The organism is Teredinibacter purpureus (assembly GCF_014217335.1).
GTDB classification, from domain to species: domain Bacteria; phylum Pseudomonadota; class Gammaproteobacteria; order Pseudomonadales; family Cellvibrionaceae; genus Teredinibacter; species Teredinibacter purpureus.
Genome location: NZ_CP060092.1, coordinates 3221983 through 3244213 on the forward strand (window position 1 = coordinate 3221983; position 22231 = coordinate 3244213).

Genomic DNA, 22231 nt, shown 5'->3' on the forward strand with positions numbered 1-22231 from the left:
ATCGAACGTTAATTAAAAATGGATTGTTAGAAAAAAGATATGTCGAATTCACGTATAGACAACAACGTACAGCCTGGGTTGAAAAAAACAACGGAAAGCCCTGATTTAAACTTAATGCTTGAAAAAGCGTTGGTTAAAATTCGAGCGCAGAAAAGTCAGATTCAAGCGTTAGAACATTCACGCTCCCAACCCATTGCTTTAGTGGGTATTGGCTGTCGTTTCCCAGGCGACGCCAATACCCCAGAAGATTTTTGGCAATTACTAACAACAGGCAAAAGCGTTATAGGGAATACTCCTGAGGGACGTTGGAGTTTTGAACGCTATCTAGATACGTCCGGCAATACAAAAGGCACCATGTATACCAACGCCGGTGGCTTTATACGAGATGTTGAACAATTTGATCCTGCTTTTTTTGGGTTAACCCCTAGAGAAGCCAAGGCAATGGACCCGCAGCATCGGCTTCTACTCGAAGTGACATACGAAAGTTTAGAGAATGCAGGTATAGCCGTTAAAGACTTAAATGGCAGTAAAACCAGTGTAGTCGTTGGTATGGGGTCTGATGATTATCGCCAATATCTAAATAACTCCACCGATACACGCTTAATTGATGCCTATACGAGCTTAGGAACAACACGTAGCATAGCGATCGGCCGCATTGCTTACCTGCTTGGCTTACAGGGCCCTGCATTTCAGTTAGATACGTCCTGCTCTTCATCGTTATTGGCTATTCATTTGTCTTGTCAAATGTTGCGAAACGGCGAAAGTAATCTCGCGCTCGCTGGGGGCGTTAATTTAATGTTAACCCCTGAAATGAGCGTTGGGTTTTCCGAGTTGCAGGCACTGTCCCAGGCCGGTGAGTGTCGGGCCTTTGATGAAAAGGCCGATGGTTACGTACGTGGAGAAGGGTGCGGCATGGTCGTGCTCAAACGCCTTGATGATGCGCTGCGCGATGGTGACGATGTTTACGCCGTTATAAAAGGCGCCGCCGCCAATCATGACGGAAAGAGTAACGGCCTAACGGCTCCGAATGGAGCCGCTCAGGAAAAAGTTATTCGTGAAGCGCTAAGCGCTGCAAAAATTTCACCGCAAGATGTCGGCTATGTCGAGGCTCACGGCACGGGCACAAAACTTGGGGACCCTATCGAAGTGTTATCGCTAGGTCGTGTATACGGCGATCGCCCAACTGAACAAGCACCCTTATATTTGGGCTCCGTTAAAGCGGGGATCGGTCATTTAGAGGCTGGGGCAGGTGTTGCATCGTTTATTAAAACGGCTCTCGCATTAAAGCACAAAACACTGCCTGCACAACCGAGCTTTACGCAACCAAACTCACATATTCCCTGGGGTCGCTTGCCGTTAAGTGTTGTCGAAAAAACACAGGCCTGGCCAGAGCAGAGCACACCTACGGCAGGTATAAGTGCGTTTGGTATGAGTGGAACTAATGTCCACTTAATTTTGTCTGCGCATGACGCTAACGTTGAAAAAGAAAACCCAGCAAGCCTTGATAGTTCAGGCGGAGAAACCTGCTCCCATTTGGCCATGATCAGCGCTGAAACACCTAAGAGCCTTAGCCAGCTCGCGGAAAAATATATTGCGTTTTTGTCTGAAAATAAAATGCAATTTAGTCCCGAAAACTTCGCAGCTTCCTGCAACCAGACACGTTCTTTATTGCGCTACCGTGCGGCACTTGTTGGCCGTAATCACGCTGATTTTATTGAGCAACTAGAAAGCTTGAAGCAAGACGCCTACGACACTGAACCAACAACGGCAATGGCCTCTAAAGCGGCTTTTCTGTTTACAGGGCAGGGTGCGCAATCCATTGGTATGGGCCAATCGCTCTATCAAAAAAGTCCGTCTTTTAGAGTTATTTTTGATGAAATTATTGCACTTATTGATGGCGAACTATCCTGTTCACTACGAGATATTATGTGGCCGAGTATCGACAAAAACGATGCCGCACGTGTAGAGTTATCAAACAATCTTTTAGCACAAACACAGTACACGCAACCGAGTTTATTCGCCTTAGAGTTGGCCTTGGCGAAGCTATGGATACAATGGGGCGTTAAACCCCAATATCTTATGGGGCATTCGGTAGGTGAAATTGCTGCCGCCTGTGTAGCGGGCGTTTTTAATTTGCCAGATGCGGTGAAACTTGTATGCGCTCGTGCTCGGTTGATGCAGGCATTACCTGAAGGCGGAAGCATGACAGCCGTTCATGCAAGCGAGCAGTGCGTGTTGCCGCACCTAGAGGCTGCATCGGGCACGGTTGTTATTGCTGGCGTTAATTCACCAGAGCAATGCGTTATTTCAGGTAATTCTCAGTCCCTAAAAGAAATAGGCAATACACTCATCGCTCACGGGCTGGACTTAACGCCTTTAAATGTCTCTCATGCATTTCATTCACCCTTAATGGCGCCGATGCTAGAAGAATTCTCTAGCATTGCAGCCTCTATCGACTATCACACGCCCAGTATCACGATGGTGTCCACGGTGGATGCCACCTTAGACAGTAACGCCTTTGCTCAGCCGCAATATTGGGTGGAGCAAGTGTGCGCCGCCGTGAGATTCAGCGAAGGCGTTAGCACACTTGATACGCTCGGATGTCGCCAATATATAGAGCTAGGCCCCAAGCCCACATTAATAGGAATGGCCCTTTCAACACTGGATACTATTCAGTGTGCAATACCCAGCTTGAGAAAAAATCAAGACGATTGGGAATGCCTACAACAAGGCATTGGACAATGGGTTAGTCATGGTCTTAAATTCGATTTCAATACGTTTTATAACAGTCAACATTTCTCCCTTAAAGGAAAGGCTGTTCGTCTACCGAGCTATAGTTTCGATCACGCATATTATTTTGCTGAAGGCGAAACCGTTGAACGTTATCGCGGCGAACCGCAAAGCAATATTTCTATTCAAAAAGACGGTAGTCATCCGCTTATCGGCGAGCAACTTATTCTACCATTGTCGAAAACGATACATTTCCAGCAATACCTTCGTCAAAATTCGCCTGTTTATATGCAAGACCACGTATTGTTTGGTCATGTCATAGGCGCTGCTGCCTCTCATCTTGTCAGTTTTATTAGCGCGGCGGAAAAAACATTAATACCCGAGACATCGGGTTGTACCTACCTACACAATATACTGGTTATGAAACCCTTGCTCTTGTCGGGTGAGGCTTTGCCCGTACAGGTGATTTTTAGGCCAGAAGGAAAAGGCCATAATGCTGACCTCGTTAGCATGCCCAGTCACACCGCAGGAAATTTCGAAACTCATGTAAGCGCTCGTTTAACCACGGATACAGGTTCACTAGAAGAGCATTTTGAAAGTAAAAATGCCTACACGTTAATGTCAAAAACGACGGCAATCGGAAACGACGAATTCTACGCGAGCCATGCTCAGCTCGGCTTCCAGTTTGGGCCCTGTTTTCAGCTTATTAATAAATTGTGGCGAGTAGATTCCCATCATTCCTTAGTGGAAGTGAAGGCACAGAATGACATTCTCAGTGTCGACCCTAAAGCTACGTTGTACCCCATTTATCCCAGTCAACTTGATGTCTGTATACAAACGCTTGGAGATTTGATGAATGCTCAAATCGATAATACGCGCTATACGTATATCCCTTTTTCGCTTGCGGAGGTTAACTTCGAACACTATCTATTACAGGCAAATGAACCCTTAATGTGTGACGTTAAGCTTCATCATGATCAGGATAATGGTGGCGATAGCCTTGTGGGTGATATTTGGATATGGCAAAAAGAGGGTGGGCTTATTGCCACCGTAAAAGATTTTGAATGGCGCAAAGTTAGCAATACAACAATGCGTAACTCATTGCAGCTAAACGAAAATGATCACCATTGTTACCAACAAGAATGGCAAGATAAAAGTATTGTGGAGGCATTACCCGCTAGCAATAAAAAAATCAATAGCGTAATTGTTTTTGCGGAAGAGAACGCTTTATCCGACGCGGTTATTGCATACCATACAGCGTTAAACACGCCGCTTACGATTGTTTACCGAGCCGTAGAATACAGCCATATCGGCGATAAAATTACGGTTGACCCAAGGCAAAAGGAACATTTAGAACGCTTAAATGCACTACATGATGCTGCAAACGCAACCACGGTTTTTTTATGGTCTAGCAGCACTGAACTAGAAGCTGCTTGCATCGGTTTAACTCATTGGCTCCAGAGTATTGACACGCTATCACGCCTTTTAATTGTCTCGCAAGATAGTACCCAAGGGTTTGAGAGTGATTACCCATACGGCGACATTGGGCAAGCTTTTTGGGGCTATACCCGTTCACTAGTGCTTGAACGCCCGGATATTCACTGTACCACCTTACATGCAAGCGCCAATGACAGTGCAGAAAGCATTGCGACCCTAGCGGGCCGTATCCTTAATAGCACGAACGCTGAAACTCACCTTCGGTTAGATAACGCCCAAGTCCAGGTAGCGCGATTAAAACCCACAGCACTTCCCGAAACAGCCGTACAGATTAAAGCGGGCTGCACCTATTTATTAACGGGTGCATTTGGTGGTGTAGGGCGCTTACTGATGACATGGCTCGTTGCCCAAGGCGCAAAACATCTCACAATTCTGTCTCATCGTCAGGCTAGTTCCGTCGAGCGCGAATGGCTTGATGCGCTTAACGTAGATATAAATATTCACATAATTGACATTACACACTGTAGCCACGCAACATTCACGAATACTCTTAAGAGTGTTGAAAAACCACTCGCGGGTGTATTCCACTTGGCCGGACGAGTGCAAGATTCGGCGCTAGAGGGGCTTAATCTAGAAAAGTTTCAACAAGTGATTGGCGCCAAAGCACTAGGCGGTTGGAACCTATTAAAAAGTATTGCAGCGGTATCATCAGAGATGACCGTTGAGCTAGATTTTATTGTGATGTTTTCATCTGCATCAGGTGTTCTCGGTTCTGCTGGCCAAATAAATTATGCTGCCGCTAATGCCTACCTCGACGGCCTAGTGGATTTTGGTCGTAGACAAGGGCTACCTGTACAAAGTGTTGCATGGGGTTTATGGGCTGGAATAGGGATGGGCGCCGATAAAACATTGGTGCAGCGTCTAGCGCACACCGGTATAAAAGCCATTGAACGTGAACAAGCGTTTGTTCAGTTATCGCAGATTTTAAGTCAAGCAAAAAATAACGCACAAGACAATGATCATTCTCAGCGTCTGGTTATTGTCCCTACCGACTGGCCCCTCTACCTAAAAAGCTATTACGGTGCGCATAAAGTAACGCCAAGTTTTCTGAGTGAACTGGTAACCCGTGCTACCAAACCTAGTGTTTCGAGTGATAACGCACAAAGCACGAAAAATGCTGACGAAAACATTGCCCGCTTACAGGCCCTACCACTGGCCGCTCGAGAAAAAGATGTGGCAGCTGTGGTAAAAAAACAGCTAAAAATGGTGATGTCTTTTGATATATCACATGTTGATATGGACAGGCCACTACAAGAATTAGGAATGGATTCACTTATGGCCGTAGCCATTCGTGATGGCATTGGAAAATATTTCGGTCGTCAATTGCCAACCGCTATTCTATTCAAGCAGCCATCTGCTGCCGCCCTAACGCGCTATCTATTGGATGAGTTTTTCCAACAAGAAGAATCGCCGGGTCTGGAAAAAAATAATACCGATAGTCAAACAATCAGTGATGATGACAATATTGATATCGACGCTTTATTAGAAATGTCCGATAGCGAAGTTGATCTTTTACTTGATTTGATAGGGGACGATTAAGTGGAAGCCTTTATAAAGAAAGTGAGACATCTTTCGCCAAAACAAGTGATGCTGCTTGCTGTAGAACAGCAGAAAAAATTACAAAAGTTCAGCGCACACAGTAAAGAACCTATCGCAATAATTGGTGCCGCTTGTAAAATGCCAGCCGGTGCAAATGATTTGGCTAGCTATTGGGCATTACTTGCAGCAGGCAAAGACGGTATCACCAGTTCGAGCAATGAACGCTGGAATATGGACGATTTTTACAGCAAAGATAAAAGTGCGCCCGGTAAAATGTATACCAAACGATTGGGTTTGGTAGATGGAGTAGACACATTTGACGCTGAATTTTTTGGCATTGCTCCCAAAGAAGCCGAACGCATGGACCCGCAACAACGTATTCTATTAGAGACTTGCTGGCATGCACTAGAGCATGCTGGACAATGTAGTAAGACGTTATCAGGTACACGCACAGGAGTGTTTATCGGTGCGTGTAATCAAGACTATACCAACCTGCGAATAGGAATTGCCAACCGTTTAGGGCATGAAACCGTAACACCCTACGATGGTACAGGCACTACATTCAGTGTGGCCGCAGGCCGCATCGCGTATACACTTGGCTTGCAGGGCCCCTGTTTTACCATTGATACAGCCTGTTCTTCATCTCTTGTCGCATTACATTTAGCAACGCAAAGTTTACTTAGCGGTGAATCCGACATGGCCATTTGCGGTGGGGTGAGCCTTATACTCGATCCAACCACGTCGATTATTTTTTCGAAAGCAAACATGTTATCGGCAGACGGGCGCTGTAAAACGTTCGATGCGAAAGCTGATGGCTATGTTCGCGGCGAAGGGTGTGGTGTTGTTGTACTAAAACGCCTGAGCGCAGCAGAAAAAGACGGCGATCGAATAGTAGGTTTATTGGCCGGTAGCGCGCTTAACCAAGATGGTGCTAGCCAAGGCCTTACGGCCCCAAATGAAAATGCGCAAGCCGCTTTACTGCGAGAAGCATTGGCTAATGCGGGCCTTAAGGCGGACGACATAGACTACATAGAGGCTCACGGTACGGGCACCTCTCTAGGTGATCCGATTGAAATGTCTGCTATTAGTAGCGTGTTCGGAAAACGCGATAATAAACCCCCGCTACGTGTTGGCTCAGCAAAAACAAATATTGGGCACACCGAGGCAGCCTCGGGCATGGCAGGGCTTATCAAAGTACTGTTGTCCATGGAAAATGAAACTATTCCACCGCATATAAATTTTTCTGAACCGAGTCCGCTCATTCCATGGGACGAAATGTCGGTTGAAATTCCAACAAAATGCCAGCCGTGGAAAAAAAACACCAAAACACGTTATGCCGGCGTAAGCTCCTTTGGGTTTAGTGGTTCCAACGCGCATATTATTCTGGCCGAAGCACCCGCCCCAAAAAAACCGAAGCACTCAACCCAAATACCCGGCCAAGCGCCGTATATTCTTCCTCTGTCAGCCAAAAGCAGCGATGCACTGGTACAGCAGGCAAAACAACTTCAAGCGTTGGTAGCCAAAAAACCTTCTGTTGATTTAGCGAGTTTGTGTGCTGCGGCATCAACAGGACGTAACCATTTTAAAGTGCGTGACAGTCTTGTTTTTCATGACCTAGCGGAATTACAAGAGCAACTTAAAATGTCCGTTAACGGTGAAGAAACTACCGGCTGCACACCCGCGAATACCGCATTTCTGTTCAGCGGGCAGGGCTCACAATATTGGGGAATGGCACGTCAACTGTATAAGCGAGAAGCCTTTTTTAAACAAACTCTAGATCAATGTGAACAGTTATTAACTGAGCATATGGATATTGGCCTTACAGAATTGCTATGGGGTGAAGATCAAGAAGCGTTAAATAATACACGTTATACGCAACCTGTATTGTTTGCTGTACAGTTTTCCATGGCCAAACTTTGGCAACATTGGGGCATGAAGCCTTCTGTAGTTCTAGGGCATAGCGTAGGTGAATATGTTGCCGCTTGTATTGCGGGTGTCTTTACCGTAGCAGATGCTTTAAAACTAATTGCTGCTCGTGGCCGGTTAATGCAAGAACGGTGCGCGCCCGGCGGTATGGCCGTTATTTTTAAAGGCCTAGGCGAAGTTCAGCAATTATTGGCTGAACATTCATGTCGGTTGGATATTGCGGCTATTAACGGGCCCGACAATACCGTTGTGTCGGGCGAAAAAGGCGCACTACAGAAATTTATCTGCGCACTAGAAGAGCAAAACATTCGAACGGTATCGCTGGTGGTTTCTCATGCTTTCCATTCGACCATGATGGATTCTATGCTCGACGAGTTCCGAGACGTTGCACAAAGTATTCAATACACATCGCCAACCCTAAGTGTTATCTCAAATGTAACGGGTAAAATGGCCTACGATGAACTTTGTTCCGCAGACTATTGGGTGTCTCATGTTCGATCACCCGTTAATTTTTACCAAAGCATTAACACGATCGCTGAAAACGGGGTAAATATTTGTCTGGAAGTTGGGCCAGGTACTAGCTTATTGGCTATGGCCAAACCAATAATTGCAAGCCAACACGATAATCCCGAAAACTATTATTGGTTTTCGTCTATGGGACGAAAATTTAATGACGGGGAAAAAATTCTTGAGACCCTTGCAGGCCTTTACCGAATGGGGCTCGAGGTAAATTGGGGTAATTTTTACGCGTCTACACAGCTCGAACATGTTGATTTACCCCGTTATCCTTTCCAACGTAATCGGTATTGGATGACACAACATCAATTGGGTGAATCATTCACTACTCCATCTCTCCGGGAAGGTTCTCTGAACAACGGCCATCCTTTGCTCGGCTCTCAACTTGATATTGCTCTGGCTGACAAACATTATTTCGAAAGTTATTTAAGTTTAGAGTCTCCCGCTTACATGGACGAACACCGCTTATACGGTGTGCCTGTTGTTGCGGGCGCGTCCCATACCAGTGCTTTACTACAAGCTGCAGGGCAGCATTATGCGCAGGACACGCACTTACAAATACGGGACATTGCCTTTTCTAAAGCGTTAGTATTAAACGAAAAAGTTGAAGGACTACTGTGTTCCAAGGCCACAAAAGTACAAATTGTATTAAATTCACTTGACGAAAAAGACGAAACGCTTTCGGCCTGCATGCTAAGTCAGCCTATCAACAGTGAAGCGAAAGGCACATGGCAAACCCATGTAAGTGCTAAAATTTCAAAGGCTAAAACAGTCCCTGCATCGCCTATAACTAGCATCACCGCTTTACACGCAGGTATGGGGCAAGATCTCACCTCCGAAATTTTCTACGAAGGATTTTGGGAAAAGGGCTATACCATTGGTACCGCATTTAAGTGGCTGGGAGAAGGGCGTAAGGGTAAAAATTCCGCAATACGAGAACTATCGCTTACGGGTCGCTCTGAGATTAGTGAAGATTATTTATTCTATCCTGGTTTACTGGATGCATGTTTCCAGGTCATCGATAGGGCCGACCCCAATCTAAGTGGGAAAAAGGACGGCGAAACACTTTTTGTACCTTTCCATATTGATGAATTCAATTTTTATAAGGTAATTGACCCGAGTAAAAAACTTTATTGCTATGTTGAGCTGCTTGTTGATAGTCAACAAGGTACCGGCTCAAAAATCCTCAGTGATTTATGGATACTGTCCGACGAAAATGAGGTTATCGCACACATCAAGGGGTTCGAAGCACGAAAAACGACGCGGACATTATTACAGGCAACATTGGATGCAGCGCAACCTACCGTAAGCAATGATCAACACCAAAACGCTGTAAACGATATTTACATTGAACAATGGCAGACGATAGAAAATAGCACAGCTGAAATATCCCGTACAGCGCACGAAAAACCCTTGTTAATTTTGGTGAGCAAGAAAAATAGAAGTTGGGCACAAACCTGTTTTGATAATGGCGAACGCCCCGTGCTCTTTGTAATACCAAGCACAACAACCTGCGCAGCACCGAACGTTGCACACTTTCAGAATAATGCCAGCGTAGAAATGGTGCTTAATAGCGATGACCACTGGCAAGCCCTTTGGGATGTAATGGGAACCATTGCCGCCGGCCAATGGCAGGCGCTTTATACGTTGGGGCTAGATTGTGAGAACAACTTAGAGCGCAGCATAAATGCGAACGTAGCAGTTCCGAACGACGCTGAACTTTATTTGCCGCTATTACAGTGTCTACAACAGGTTCAAAAAATGCCGGCCAGTAATATCGTTCACTTGGCCTGCTTAAGTCGTCGTGGCCACTTAATAGAGCCTGCAGACTCAGTAGACCCATTGCAGAGAATGATGTGGGGAATGCTTCGTAGCGCACAGTTAGAGCTCCCTAATATATCGGTGCAGATGATAGACATCGATGCCGTAAACGCAACGACTGGCGATCAACTTACAACAATTTTACATTCCTCCCGCGCGTCATTGCAGACAGAACAACTGGGGATTCGCTCCGGCTCGCTCTACGTCAATCGTTTACAGCCAATGACGCCTACACACAGTGTTGAGAACACTGAAAATATCGCCATTGATCACGAAAAAATAATTCTAATTACTGGGGGTCTTGGCGGCTTAGGATTGTCCATCGCAAAGTCATGCATTGATAAGGGCGCTAAACATGTGGCGTTACTCAGTCGACGGGCACCAAACGACGAGATTAACCTCACGTTAGATGGCCTACGCGAGCACGCAAGTATTTATTGTTTACAGGCCGATATTGGCGAGCGCGACTCACTTATCAACGCCTTATCTCAGTTACCGGCCAACAGATCTATTGGCGGCGTCGTACACGCTGCGGGCGTACTACATGACGGCCTGCTTAACCAGTTAACCGCCGATAGTTTTCAACACGTTACGCGACCAAAAATTCAAGGCGCGTGGAACTTACACACCTTGATTGACAACACCGCATTAGATTTTTTTGTGATGTTCTCGTCGATAGCCGCTACCTGTGGTTCAACAGGACAAGCCAACTACGCTGCCGGTAATGCATTTTTAGATGGTTTAGCAGAGCTGCGGCGTTCGCAGGGTGTTACTGCCGCAAGTATTCAATGGGGGCCGTGGGGCGAAAGTGGAATGGCGACTCGTTTAGATGAACGCCATCTCGGCTTAATGGCAGCGCGTGGTTTGGAGCCGTTGAGTGATCAACGCGGCTTAGAAGCCTTTCACATCCTTCGTACAGGTGAAACTGCTGATGTTAGTTTGGTAGCGCATATTGACTGGAACCGCTATGTCGATGCCTTGCCTTTTAGCGGCCAAAATCGCCCAGCATTTTACCGCGACTTGCTAACGCCAACCCTAATAAAAAAAGAAGAACAACTTATAGATGCCTTGATGACGTTGCCTGCCGACGAGCGTAACGCCCATCTAAAAGATTACTTGCAAACATTATTAGCGAAAACATTAGGCTTTAAAGATAAGCGTAAAATAAAAAATCGCGACAAATTATTCGACATTGGCTTAGATTCATTACTGGCCGTTGAACTGAAAAACACCTTGGAAAAATCCTTGGCAAGAAGCCTGAGCGCCACGTTACTATTTGATTACCCAAGCTTGGAAAAGCTGGTAGATCACCTAGGAGAAGGGCTCAGCAGTCTCGATAAAAACGCACAGGAAAATGCGGTTAAACCAAACAGTTTAGTGAATAGCGAAAAGGATGAGATCGAGGGCGAGGAAGATTTCGACGAAGACGATATTGCCGCGCTTCTAGATGATTCGCGATTGGATTTAGCTGAGAGTTTAATGGAGGAATAATGATGGCGAACCCACAAGACGACAAAAAAGTAAGCCAAGAGCTCGCGAAACGACTCAAAAAATCCTATGCGGTTATTGATGCGCTGGAATCGAAATTACATGCACAGCGGGCCTCTGATATAGAACCCATAGCTATCGTGGGGATGGCTTGCCGTTTTCCGGGCGGCGTTAATTCCCCCGAGGATTTTTGGCAACTGCTAATAGACGAAAAAGACGGCATTACCGATGTACCAAAAGAACGCTGGGATATCGATAAGTATCATGGTGATGGCGCCCAAGGTGATGCGAAAGTAACCAGTCGTCGTGGCGGGTTCATTGATGATGTCGATCTATTCGACGCTAATTTTTTTGGCCTTTCACCAAAAGAAGCCGGTTCCTTGGACCCCCAACAACGCATACTTCTTGAGGTTGTGTGGCAAGCGTTGGAAGAAGGAAACCGTATACCAGAAACGCTTTACGGTAGTGATACTGGCGTCTATGTAGCCATGAGTGGCTCCGACTACATGCTCACACAAGCGAAATATTTTGGGGAAGACAATATTAATGCCTACTTCGGTACAGGTAACGCCCATGCAGCAGCGTGTGGACGTATCGCGTATTTCCTAGGCTTGCAGGGCCCATGTTTTTCTGTAGACACAGCGTGTTCATCATCATTAGTTGCACTTCACAATGCCGTTACTAGTTTGCGTAGTAACGAAAGTACAGCCGCTATTGTTGCCTCCGCCAATTTGAATCTCACGCCAGACGTAAACCTAACATTTTCAGCGGCCAATATGCTCGCACCAGATGGCCGCTGTAAAACTTTCGATCAATCGGCGGATGGTTATGTGCGTGGAGAGGGTGTTGCTGCTGTTGTACTTAAACGCTTAAGTGAGGCTCAGAAAGATGGTGACACTGTTCACGCGGTTATTCGCGGTAGTGCACTGAATCAAGATGGCGCAAGTAGCGGCCTTACCGTTCCTAACGGCATTGCGCAACAAGACGTTATTCGCAAAGCATTAAAAAATGCACGATTAAAGGCGCACGACATTAGTTATGTAGAAGCCCACGGCACGGGTACTGCGCTAGGTGATCCTATAGAAGTATCCGCGCTTGGGGCGAGTTATTGCCAGGAACGTACGCACGATAACCCGTTATATATTGGTTCTGCAAAAACCAATATTGGCCATACTGAAGCAAGTGCAGGGCTAGCGGGTCTAATTAAAGTTGTCTTGTCTTTAAAGCACCAACAATTACCCCGTCACTTACATTTCGAACAGCCAAGCACGTTAATTCCTTGGGATCAATTCCCACTAAAAGTTGTGGCTGAAACAACACAATGGGACAGCAGCAGTGAACGAATTGCGGGATTAAGCTCCTTTGGTTTTGGTGGATCAAATGGCCACGTAATTGTCAGTGAAACACCGCAACCGAGTGCAATGGACGCTACTAGTAATACAGTAGAAGAACATTCCTTATCGCTGGTTAAAGTGACCGCAAAGTCCGCGCAATCATTAAACAACTTATGTCATCGTTACCATGAGTTTATACAAACTCACACCGACATTAACTTGCATGATTTTGCTTATACCGCCAATACCGCGAGAAGTGATCATGCCTTCCGTCGGGTGCTTATTGCTGCCGATAGAAAAACGCTGCTTCAGAAACTTCACAATGTTACTGAAAACCTAAACGACAACATAAACGCGGCAGAAGAAGATGCACCGGTCGCATTTTTATTCAGTGGTCAAGGTTCACAGTACTGGGGCATGGCAAAGACACTATACGGTAGTGAGACAGTCTTTAGATCCGCCATTGATGTTTGCGAGCAGCACCTGCAGGCCCACATGGATAAAGCGCTTTGCGAAATACTATGGGGTGAAGATAGGGACATTATTCATGTAACACGTTACACACAACCAGCACTCTTTGCACTGGAATATGCACTGGCTAAGCTTTGGCAGAGTTGGGGCGTTAAGCCAGCTGTAGTGCTTGGCCACAGCGTTGGCGAATATGTTGCTGCCTGTATCGCAGGCGTATTTTCCCTCGCCGATGCATTAACGTTAGTGTCTGCACGTGGACGTTTAATGGTAGAGCTTTGTGAACAGGGGGCTATGGCGGTAGTGTTTAGTAACGCCGACAACGTTACGGCATTTACGGGTAACCTTACAGAAAAAGTGACGGTGGCAGCTTATAACGGCCCTGAAAATACGGTTTTGTCCGGCGAACCTGAAGCATTATCGTCGGTCCTGGAAAGAATCGAAAAAACCGGTATTCGTACGCAGCGCTTAAGTGTCTCTCACGCTTTTCATTCCCCCATGATGGCGCCAATGCTTAAGGAGTTTCGTCGTGTTGCCGAAAGTATTCATTACCATACGCCCAAGCAAGCGATTATTTCGAACCTCACAGGCGAGCTTTGCGATGATTACATAGCCTCTGCCAGCTACTGGGTAGAACATATCAGCGCGCCGGTTAAATATAAGCAGTCGGTAGAAACCTTATTAAATGAAAGTATCGATACCTTCATCGAGCTAGGGCCGCATACTACCTTGCTGGGCATGGCTAAAGTTGTCGTTACCGACTACTGCGACAACAATCAGCTAGGGCCAGAGCGTGAATTGCATTATCTCAATTCTTTGCACCGCGAAAAAAATGATCTGGAGGTAATCACTCAGGCATTCGGTGCGGCTTATAGCGTTGGTGTAAACGTAGAATGGGCACAACAGAGCACGGGCAATGCCCGGCGTATTAGTATTCCTACTTATGCTTTTTCACGCAAACGCTATTGGTATCAGGGATCAGAAAAAACCAATGCATTAGCGGGCCTAGCACAACACGAAAAACTTTGGTTGCAGGCATTACGTGAAGGTAATGCGGAATGTCTTGGTAGTATTCTCAGCCCCTTAAATAACGACGAAAACGCAACGCTTTCGGCAGCACTGCAACAACTTTCGTTTAACCACAATAGTCTTTTACCGCAGTATGGTTATGCTACCCATTGGCAAGCACTTGATGGCCCGACAGAAGCGGGTGATCTAAACACCAAAACGATTTTAATTATCGCCGATGCGATCGATGATAGTGTAGCGCTCGAACAGGCCGCGGTCGAAAAGGGCGCTAACGCTGTTATTGTTATCGCGAACGATAGCGCAACGGTGTCTGAAAACGATAACGTTTATCGTTTTGATATTCAGCAGCATTCCTTGTGGCAGACTTTTTTCGATCGATTAACGATTCAAAAAAGAATCGCAGATTACTGCGTCTTTTACCGCCGTCATGGCCACGACAACAGTGCAAAATTCAGTTTCTCATTAATTAAATCATTTAGTAGCGTTACGTGCTTTTCGCCAGAATGTCAGATGCTTTTAGTGACTCGCGCAGCCGCATTAATTAGCGACGCGGGTACAGCGACGAAAGAAAATAAAAAAGACGATATGGATGCCGGCCATGTCTGCGCGCTCGGCGCTAGCCGAGCACTTTCGGCTGAATCACCGGACAATTTTTTGGGCTGCCTAGATCTTGAGTCTCAAGATGGAATGGCCGTTAGCTCCGTTGACGCACACTCAATTGTCAGCTGTTTAGGGCACAGTGGCCCAAACAATACTGTCGAAGAACTCATGGCATTGCGCGATAAGCAGTTTTTTGCACCGAGATTAGAAAGGCTAAAGGCAACCTCTCGCAGTGATACCTTTAGCATCCATGACAGCGGCCTTTATCTCGTGAGTGGTGCTTTCGGCGGTATAGGCAAAAGTGTTGTGAACTGGCTCATAACGAAGGGTGTTAAACAACTTGCGTTAATTAGCCGCCGTGGTTTAGACAGTGCTGCAATCGCAGCCTGTGTTGATAGCTGGCAATCCCAGGGTGTGCTATGTCATGTGTTGCAGGCGGATATTAGTGATTATGACGGGCTAGAACAAGCCGTTGAGTGTGCGAGCGATAACCTGAAAAACGTTAAAGGTATTTTTCATTGTGCTGGAATTAGTGGCAACTTATGCGATACCGATGCCTTAAGTTTTGCTGAGTATGAAAGTGTACTGTTACCCAAAGTACAGGGTAGCTTAAACATCGAGACACTAATTACCAAAAGAAAGTGGGACCATTGCCTCGATGTATTTGTTAACTTTTCTTCAATAGCCTCGGTGTGGGGCTCCGCTGGACAAGCAGGCTACTGCGCCGCTAATTATTTTCTTGATAAATTCAGTCAGCTTCAGAAGAAACCTTATCATTCTCTGTCTCTTAATTGGGGCCCCTGGAATGATGCGGGAATGAGCAGCGAGATGGATGCTGACGGGCAACTGGCACGTTTAGGTATTAAAGGTTTTAGTCACAAGCAAGCGATTATTTTACTGGAACACGCATTGGCAGCGGGCATTCATCAGACGGTCGTTACAGATGTTAATTGGCAGACCTTTATACCGATTGTTTTCTCTCGACGCCGTAGCGCTCTGTTGCAGGCGCTTAACGTGTCAGACAACGAGGCTTCAGAGCAGGGGGAAGAGAACTTTCCTCTGCGAGAACAATTTCTAACGCAGGCAACGGCTCAACGAAAAGATTTTTTAGTTGACGAAGTGTGTCGCTATTTACGCGTAATCTGCGAGCTAGACGATAGCGATAGCATCGATCCTAAACAAGGTTTTTCCGATCTCGGTGTAGATTCTCTATTGTCGGTAGAAATGAAAGTATTATTACAAAAAAATATAGGGCTAAAACTTCCGTCAACGTTGTTGTATGACTACCCCACGCCAATCGCCTTAGCGAATTATTTGCTAGATATTTTGCAGGCGTTTTTGGACGAGACGGGCATTGAAATAACCGAAAATAAAAGCGAACTAGAGAAAAGCAATGTGTCAACGTCAGATGTTCTAGATATGAGTGAAGACGACGTTGAAGCATTGTTGCTCGCCAAACTTAGTGCCCTATAAACGCTATAGCCAAAATATTGGAGTTTTGAAACGTGTCGGAAGTTAACAAAAACAACGCAAATAAAACACCGTTATCGCCACTGAAACAGGCATTTATCGCCATAGAAACGCTTCAGGAAAAACTGAAAAAAGCCGAAAATGGCTCCGGCGAAAAAATTGCGATTGTTGGTATGTCCTGTCGTTTACCCGGAAAAGTCGAAAGTCCAGATCAATTTTGGGATTTCTTAATCAACGGTGGTGATGGCATCGTCCACCAAGCAAGCAATAACGACAAACAATTTTCTCGCTGGCCACTAGATAAATTTGTTGACGCCGACCGCACGGCAAAAGGTAAGACCGTTACGTTGGACGCTGGTCTGATGAAAGATCACGATAAATTCGATGCGAAGTTTTTCGGCATTGCACCACGTGAAGCCGAAAGTATGGACCCGCAACAGCGTCTCGCACTAGAGCTGAGCTATACCGCCGCACAAGACGCTGGCTATACCTCCAGTGCGCTAGAGGGTAGCAATACGGGCGTGTACCTTGGTGTTGGTGCTGCAGAATATTTTCGCTACTGCTTACAATCAGACAGCGATGACGCGGGTTTTTTTGTTTCAGGCAATACACAAAATGTAATTAGTGGCCGCGTTTCGTTCAACCTAGGGTTACAAGGACCAGCCGTTGCCGTTGATACTGCATGCTCCTCGTCATTAGTGGCCATACATCTAGCCGTTAACGCTTTAAGAAAAGGTGAATGCCAAGCGGCTCTTGCTGGCGGCGTAAACATGTTGCTTGACCCTCAAGTATTTGTTTCGCTTTCGAAAGCAAATATGCTTGCCCCCGATGGTCGCTGCAAAACCTTTGATGATAGTGCAGATGGGTATGTACGTGGCGAAGGTGGCGCAGTGTTAATGTTAAAAACATTGTCGCGAGCAGAAAAGGACGGTGATCAAATTCATGCAATTATTTGCGGTTCTGCGGTTAATCAAGATGGTCGCAGCAGCAGCTTGACTGCGCCCAATGGCCCAGCGCAACAAAACGTGATACGCAAGGCGTTGGTAGACGCCCAAGTGAAACCCGAGTCCGTTAGCTATATAGAAAGTCACGGTACAGGAACATCGCTGGGTGACCCGATAGAAGTTCATGCCTTAAACGCCGTGTACGGAAATCGTCCTAGCGAAAAAACCCTAACGCTCGGTGCACTTAAGTCTAACATCGGTCACCTCGAAGCCGCTTCCGGCGTTGCCAGCATTGTAAAAGTGATTATGTCACTTAAAAACAAAAAAATACCGGGAAACCTGCATTTCCACGCTAAAAACCATCACTTCGATATTGAAGGTTCACCCATTGTTTTTGCGGACAACACTACCTCATGGCAAAGTTATGAGGGCATAGAGCACGCGCGGGCAGGTGTTAGTTCTTTTGGTTTTAGCGGCACAAATTGCCATATAATCCTTGGCGAAGCGCCCGAGAGAAAATTATCGGTTACTGAAAAAACAACAGAACAAAACGCTGGTGAACGTTCTCCAAAACCTGCTCATCGCCTACGCGACGCAGATAAAAATCATTTGCTCGTGCTGTCTGCAAAAACGCCGAAAGCCTTACACGATAGCGCCGTTAATTATTATCGTTGGTTGAATCGACCTCAGAACGATATTGCTTTACACGATATTTGTTTCAGCGCGGCCGTCGCACGCGACCTGCATCCCTATCGTATCGCATTTGCAGGCGAAGATAGTACAGCGTTGAGCGCCGCAATTAAAACGTTTGCAGACAGCGACGCGCCACAAGTCACCTCGCCCCCCCGTAAATCTATGCCGCGTATCGGTTTTATGTTCACAGGGCAAGGTGCGCAATATGCGGGTATGGCCGAACAACTTTATCAACAAGAAAGCGTATTCCAGCAATCACTAGACCGTTGCGCTAAAGCGCTTGAAGAAGTCTTGGTACTGCCTTTATTGGAGGTACTTTGGGGTGAACACACCGCAGAGTTAAATCAAACAGCATATACACAACCCGCATTGTTTTGTGTTGAGTACGCACTGGCACAGCTATGGATTTCCTGGGGGATTCGCCCCACCATAGTAACGGGGCACAGTGTAGGTGAATATGCAGCGGCTTGCATTGCGGGTGTATTTTCTCTCGAAGAGGGTGTTCGTTTAATCGCCGAAAGAGGGCGGCTTATGCAATCGCTGCCCAGCGGTGGTGGCATGATCGTCGTAATGAGTGACGGGAAAACCGTCGCGCAAATAGTGTCAGAAGCAATTACAGAAACACAACGGGCGAGTGTCAGTATCGGCGCCTTTAATACTCAAAATCAAACCGTTTTATCCGGTGATCTCGACGTTCTAGGTATTATCCAGCAGCAATGTAAAGCGGATCATATAGGTGTCGTAAACCTTCCCGTATCCCACGCGTTTCATTCGCCATTAATGCTGCCTATCCTCCAAGAGTTTAAAGACTACGCCAAAAACATTCGTTTCGCTGCACCCGCGATTAAACTCGTCTCAAACCTTAGTGCAAAAATTGAAGATAGCCTATTGCAAAGTAAAGACTACTGGGCAGATCATATTGTAGCGCCAGTGGATTTCTACGAAGGCGTTAAAACCTTCAGTAAAGAAGTCGATATTGTAATAGAGATCGGCCCAAAACCGACACTAACGGCTATGGCAGTGCGTAATTGCGATGAGGCTAGTATCCACTGGCTAAGTAGTTTAAAGAAAGATACCAACGATATTCTTACGCTACAAAAAACACTCGCAGAACTTGTTAAACTTGGCGTTAACATAGATTGGCCCACCTATTTTTCGACTACGCGAGAGACCGGCAAAAATGTTTCTCTTCCGGTTTACCCGTATCAGCGCCAGCGATTCTGGATACAGGGTGTTGACAGCTATATCGCCGATAGAAAACACTCAACAGAAACGCATAAAGATCACCCACTTTTGGGTAGCCGCATTACCCTTCCTGGCGTGGCAAACAGTTATTACCAAAGTCTTTTAAGCGAAGAGTCACCTGCCTATTTAGAGCATCATCGTTTGTTCGGTACGGTTATTGTGCCCGGCGCATCACATGTTTCCATGGCAATTAGTGCGGTCCAAGATCGTTACAATTCACAGCAGTGCGAACTCGGTGCATTAGCATTCTTTCAAACCATTGGCGTGCCTGATGAAGGCCATCGTTGTGCCCAAATTGTATTGAGCCCTGAAGCCTCTTCAGGCGTTCACGAGAAAAACATAAAGGGTGCATTTAAGGTGTCATCGCTTAATGATGAAACACAAAAACACGAAGAGCATGCGTGGGAAATCAACGCCTCTGGTGTTTTCTCCAGCACTATTACCGACACTAGCGTTACCTTGCAAGATGCGTTAGCCGACCTCGATCTGTCACTCGCTATTGAAGAGTGGCCCATGGAGCAAAGTGGTAAGGATTTTTACAGCACCATATGGCAGCGAGGTTATACCCTAGGCAGCGCATTTTGCTGGGTGGGTGATCGTTTTAAGCAGGGCAATTTAACGTTACATAAAATGGTCTTGCCTGAACTACCTGAAACACTTTCCCCGTATCCTCTCTACCCAGGCCTTATCGATTCGTGTTTCCAAGCGTTTGGTAGTTCAGTTCCGTTAGATGCTGAAGGCGATGATATCTATATCCCCTTCAGCGTGGAGAACCTCAAATTTTTTAAACAGCCGAAAGCCTCTGAAAAACTATGGTGTTTATCTAAACCGCACCACAGTATTGAGGATATACAATCCGGTAAAGCCCGGTATGTGGGTGACCTTGTTTTATTTAACGATAAAGGTAACGTCTTTATGGATGTGCATGGCCTCGAACTCAGAAAGTCGAGCGCCAAATTATTGAAAGCTAGCTTGCCTGGCGCTCAAACAAGAAAACATTTTTACCATAACGCGTGGAGCGCTTCGTCGATATCGCCTTCTGCTACGGTAAGCGAAAAATTAATGGTGATAATTGGCGATACTAATAGCCTAAACCTTATTGAAGGTTTAGGGCACTATTTTGATGACCGTGATAGGGAATGGGTCAGTGTTGTAGCTGGAGAGTCCCTAACGGAAATTTCGGCCAATCGTTTCGAATTAAATCTAACGCACGAACACGAGTACCTCGCGTTATTTAATCTTCTTCAGGAAAAAGGTTTTCCTGACATAGGCGGTATTGTTAGGGTCTTGCCGAATACTGCCGCGCATACCGAGTTTCCGCAGGCGTTACTACTTGAACACGCCATAGCGAGTAGTGCTTTGGTTAACGCTTGTATTAATGGCCTTGCACAGCCGCCACGTTTATCGTTATTAACGCAGCGTTTGCATTCCCCTGATGCGGTACAACACGCTCTTTGGTCGCTTTATCGGGTGCTACGTGTTGAACAACCTCAATTACACGGCCGCTGTTTTGAAATAGTCGAAAACGATACGGATACACTACACCGCGTCGGCGCAGACATTTTAAGCGAGGATAAAGAGACCGAAGTTGCTTACCACGAAGGCGAGCGTTTCGTACAACGTTTAAATGAATATCTACCCATTGAAGACATCGATACAGACGAAAAATGTTTTCAAGCGGAGAAAGAGGGCACTTACGTTATTACCGGTGCCTTCGGTGGTGTGGGGTTTGAAACCGTCCAATGGCTTATCCAGCACGGTGCTCGGCATTTGGCTTTATTCGTACGGCGCACACCTTCCGAGGCACAGCAAGAACGGCTGAATACACTGCTAGAACAAGGTATTGATATTGTTTGCTATCAGTGTGATCTAGCCGAAGTAACGAACATTAACACCGCTATGGAGCAAGTCTCACAAAAACAAGGTTCCATCGTTGGTGTCTTCCACCTAGCGGGCGTACTGGACGATAAGTTTATTCAACAGCAAGACCAGCACAGCTACAACAAGGTTTTTTCACCGAAAGTACAAGCCACCTATAACCTCGATCAAGCGACACGTCACGCACACGTTCAGTATTTTGTATGTTTCTCTTCCATTGCGGCAACATTTGGTACACCAGGGCAGGGTAACTACGCGGCTGCGAATGCTTACATGGACGCGGTTATGGCCGAACGCAAGGCCGCAGGTTACGGCGGCCTATCCATTAACTGGGGGCCTTGGGCAGATGTAGGAATGGCTGTTGCGAATCAAGGTGATAGCAAAATGAATGCCGTTGGAATGGAAGCCTTCGACGTGCAGCAAGGGCTCGACGCCATGGGCGCACTCCTTGTTTTGGCCGACAATAAAGCCGTTAGTAGCGAAGCTGTCGTCACATATGCGCATTTAAACTGGTCGCAATTTTTACAAAATTTCCCCAGTGCAGATATCAATCCCTTGTTCACAGCATACCAACAACAATTTAGTTCAGATGACGCTGTGCGTGGTAGTTATTTTATTGCATTACAAGAAGCACCTATCGGCGAACGTCAAACGCTCTTGGCCGAACAAATTAGCGGCATCTTACGCAATATTATGAAATTTTCAGATGACGACGACATCGCCCTAGATCTCGGATTTTTCGATTCGGGCATGGATTCGTTAATGTCGCTCGAGTTTAGACAAAAGTTAGAGAAAGTATTCGACATAAGTTTACCTCCAACCGTTGCCTTTAATTACCCGACAATTGCCGATCTTATTCAATTCTTTATTAGCAGCGCTATCGACTTAGCTTTTGTTGAAGGACCAGACATGGACGTAGCCGTTCAGGTAAACGAAGTACAACCGGTTGACGTGCTAGCGGAAACAGAAGACTCGCTCGATGATAGTTTAAGCGAAGATGACTTAGCACGGTTACTGGAAGAGCAATTAGCTGAGATGACAGAGGAATAGTTA

4 protein-coding genes are annotated in these 22231 nt (G+C 46.2%); all 4 read left to right on the forward strand.

Features of this window, described 5'->3' with window-relative positions; translation table 11 throughout:
• Positions 1-39 precede the first annotated feature (39 nt).
• The 4 genes from H5647_RS14095 to H5647_RS14110 are packed head-to-tail and all read left to right on the forward strand — an operon-like array spanning position 40 to position 22228.
• Positions 40-5766: a type I polyketide synthase gene (locus H5647_RS14095; protein WP_052692080.1), complete on the forward strand. Its 5727-nt coding sequence runs from the start codon at positions 40-42 to the stop codon at positions 5764-5766.
• Complete coding sequence (locus H5647_RS14100) at positions 5767-11520, forward strand: type I polyketide synthase (protein ID WP_045859440.1); 5754 nt, start codon at positions 5767-5769, stop codon at positions 11518-11520.
• Positions 11520-16421 (forward strand): type I polyketide synthase, encoded by a 4902-nt coding sequence (locus tag H5647_RS14105; protein ID WP_052692081.1) that lies wholly within the window; start codon positions 11520-11522, stop codon positions 16419-16421. The genes H5647_RS14100 and H5647_RS14105 overlap by 1 nt, the downstream gene beginning before the upstream one ends.
• Before the next feature lie 32 nt (positions 16422-16453).
• A complete protein-coding gene (locus tag H5647_RS14110; protein ID WP_045859442.1) occupies positions 16454-22228 on the forward strand; it encodes a type I polyketide synthase in 5775 nt (1924 codons plus the stop codon).
• Positions 22229-22231 lie beyond the last annotated feature (3 nt).

Bases quoted from the DNA above. Each gene is read 5' to 3' on its own strand.
- H5647_RS14095 (WP_052692080.1), top strand. From the start codon at position 40: ATGTCGAATTCACGTATAGACAACAACGTACAGCCTGGGTTGAAAAAA.
- H5647_RS14105 (WP_052692081.1), top strand. From the start codon at position 11,520: ATGATGGCGAACCCACAAGACGACAAAAAAGTAAGCCAAGAGCTCGCG.